The sequence below is a fragment of the Nitrosomonas communis genome (genome assembly GCF_900114745.1).
Taxonomy (GTDB): domain Bacteria; phylum Pseudomonadota; class Gammaproteobacteria; order Burkholderiales; family Nitrosomonadaceae; genus Nitrosomonas; species Nitrosomonas communis_A.
The window spans coordinates 1-3333 of the sequence record NZ_FOUB01000147.1 but is presented as its reverse complement, the minus strand read 5'-3'; the positions used below and the strand labels follow the sequence as shown (position 1 = coordinate 3333).

The 3333-nt window shown below is 40.0% G+C and carries 2 protein-coding genes; both read right to left on the bottom strand.

The features are described from left to right. Window positions 1-233: 233 nt before the first annotated feature. Window positions 234-419, bottom strand: a complete 186-nt coding sequence (locus BM122_RS22945; RefSeq protein ID WP_143083586.1) for a hypothetical protein — start codon at window positions 417-419, stop codon at window positions 234-236. Between the two features lie 199 nt (window positions 420-618). Next, window positions 619-2346: a putative bifunctional diguanylate cyclase/phosphodiesterase gene (locus tag BM122_RS20790; protein WP_074907525.1), complete on the bottom strand. Its 1728-nt coding sequence runs from the start codon at window positions 2344-2346 to the stop codon at window positions 619-621. Between the last annotated feature and the right edge of the window lie 987 nt (window positions 2347-3333).

The following is a 3333-nucleotide window of genomic DNA, read 5'->3' as shown; positions in this document are numbered from 1 at the left end:
CTGCTGATGGCTGCTGTCGCCTGGAATCTGAAGCAATGGCTGTTAGCCATTTTTTTACTCCATTTCCCGTGGCGAAGAGTGCAAACCTCACAAATTCTTTGATGAAAGAGAGCCAAACTGCTCGATTTTGACTTTATGAGTACACTGCCTTTTGAAATTGCTGATCCAAGATGGTCATTGAGGCAGTTTTTCAGGAGCGACTAATTAATACCCGCTGCTTACGTCAGGGTAATTTATTGAGACGTCCATAGTGCTTGATCAGCTGCTTGCTGAGTTTTTTGCAGGGTTCCTATGGGTGCGTCATCATTCAATCGGCGCAGCTTCCGCCAGATGGTGACGGCTGCTTCCCCCAATTTGCTGAAGCTGTGGGATAGCCGGGCATGCAGGCAGGGCAGGTAAGGGATAGAATTCGCTGGCATGGTTTAAATCATTGGTCATGGTTCCAACGAAAAGATACATACCATCAGTTAAAGGAAGTTATTCCATTTCTAAATCAAAACTAACTTTGTGGGCTTCACCTTGCCGTATTATTTAAACTGTCTGCGGCTCGCCTTCGCATCATTTTTGATTTGGAAATGGAATTAGTGATAATTATGGTGCTTTTTTCATCAATTAATTTTAGGGCTTGCGAATATAAAATTTCGAGTTCTGTTTGAAGATATTTTTGAACATTGTTTCACAAGTTGCTGAAGACAAGGGGACACCAAAAATATATCCTTGCGCTTCATCACATTTCATATTCAACAAGGCCGGCAATTGTTCATGATATTCAACACCTTCAGCTACTACCTTCAATCCCAAATTGTGAGCAAGCGAGATAATCGCAGAAATAATAGCTGCACTTTTAGAATTGCAAGTAACACCTTTTACAAAGGACTGATCGATTTTCAGGCTAGCAAAAGGATAGCGATGCAGATAGTTTAATGATGAATAACCGGTTCCAAAATCATCTAAAGATATGTGCACGCCGAGATCATTCAATTCATTTAAAATGAAAATTGTTTCGGCAACGTTAGATAATAAGAAACTTTCTGTCACTTCCAAATGAAGGTGTTCTGGATCCATTCCTGTTTCGTCAAGCGTCTTCTTAACGGTATTTGCCAATTGAAGCTGGCGAAATTGTTTGGCTGATAAGTTAACCGATATACGAATTCTGGGAAGACCAGCATCTAGCCATATGCAGCTTTGCTGACAAGCTGTATGCAAAACCCACTCTCCAACCGGTATAATCAAGCCAGTTTCTTCCAATAGAGGAATAAAATTATTTGGTTGCATTAATCCCATTTCAGGATGTTGCCAACGCAATAACGCTTCCACACCAACCAGTTGATTTATGCTCAAATCTACCTGAGGTTGGTAATGTAAAACGAATTCGTTCCGCTCCAAGGCAAGCTTTAAATTTTTTACCATCGCCATGCGTTCGGTAATCAGAGTATTCATTTTTGCTTCAAAGAACTGATAATTGCTACGTCCTTTCGCTTTGGCTGCATACAACGCCATATCAGCATGTTTTATTAATTCTTCAGAGCTCTGGTCTCCTTCTGTATACATCGCAATGCCGATACTCATGGTTACGAAAACATCTTTATCATTTAATAAAAATGGTTTCGACATTTCATCAACGATCTTTTGTGCTATATGGGCAGCATCTTTCTTGTGCTCTATTTGTTCCAGAATAATTGTGAACTCATCGCCACCCAAACGTGCAATGGTGTCCTCGGTTCGCACGCAGTGCTTCAATCTCTGGGCTGCAAATTTCAGCAATTGATCTCCTGCGTCATGCCCCAATGTATCATTGATATCCTTGAAGTGATCTAAATCCAGAAACATTAAGGCAATCATATATCCTGACCGCTTAGTACGCTCTTGTGCCCGATTCAAGCGTTCCCGGAATAGTTCCCGGTTAGGCAAATCAGTGAGGGGATCATAGTGCGCAAAATAAGCAAGACTTTGCTCAATACGTTTGCGTTCAATCGCATATCGTAATGCCTTCATAAGTAAAGGACTACTTTCTTCACCTTTAACGATGTAATCCTGCGCTCCACTGTGAACTGCATCGATAGCAAGTTGTTCGTCATTGACCTCACTGCGTACCACTATAGGTAAATTCGGTGCTAAGGCCTGCACTCCGATTAATGCTGATAATCCATAAGCATCAGGTAATTGGAGGTCCAGTAACATTACATCGAACTGTTCTTTAATAAGGAGATCAAGCGCATGCTGCAAGCGATCGACATATCTAAGTACGAATTTCTCTCGTCTTGATTCGCTAAGCATCTCATGCACGAAACGCAAATCAACCTGATTATCTTCTACCAACAAAACTTTGATTTGTTCATTATTCATGATCAGAAATCCCTGATGCCATGACCATCGTTGTTATTCAACTTCAACTCTCAGCGGCAATGTGACTTCGGTTAACTAAAAATCTTTAATCCTACGAACTATCTTGGCAACCTAATCCAGGTTCAGTGGGTTCGTTACGTAACAGTTGGCGTGCAAATTACAACTTTTGATAATATTTTCTTCCGAAAATGCAGTGAATTAAGCTAATAATCGGAATTTTTTTAGATCAGGATCAGTTTTTATTTCTTCTAACGCTTCATAACCGTTTTTCTTTCGTAAATTGAGATCAAGCAAAACAGATCAGGTTGAGAGCATCTAGATAAGCATTTATTTGATGAAAATAATTCATTACTGCGATACTATCCATACCTACATGCAACTCATGATGTATTTTTGCATCTTAGAGAGCCCCTTGAGTTAAACGCAAGTCAGCACGATTGTCTCTAATAGAAGACTGAAAGTGAGTCTAGTTTGAGTGGTAGCCATAGCTTGAGTTCCCGCATCAGGGTAATTTAATATTGAAATAGTGAACAAAAAGCTTGAGCCTTGACTTGGCTTCGATTCAATCCAGATAAGCACTCATGGTGTTCAACAATTTTTTTGCAAATCGTTAAACCTAATCTTGTGCCTTTGCTTATCATTTAATGCGAATTAAGAGCTGAAATAGAAACCAGTTCATCAATAACATTAAACTATTGAGGAAGACAGCGCCCAACCTCAATCAATCAAAGTAATGAATGAACTGGCAAGAGCGATTAATAACGATTTATCTCTATGTTTGCAAGCATTATCAGGAAAAGCTGGGGGTTTATAGTCAAAGAATGAGCAATGACGCGGATTGAAACTTTAGCGACGAAGAAGTCATTGCTCTCCACCTATTCGCTGTAGTAGACAAACATAGAGAGATCAAAGGTATTGATGCGTATGCGGATCGCTATTGACGTGATTGATTTCCACGACTTCCAAGTGATATAGCTTATGTTCATC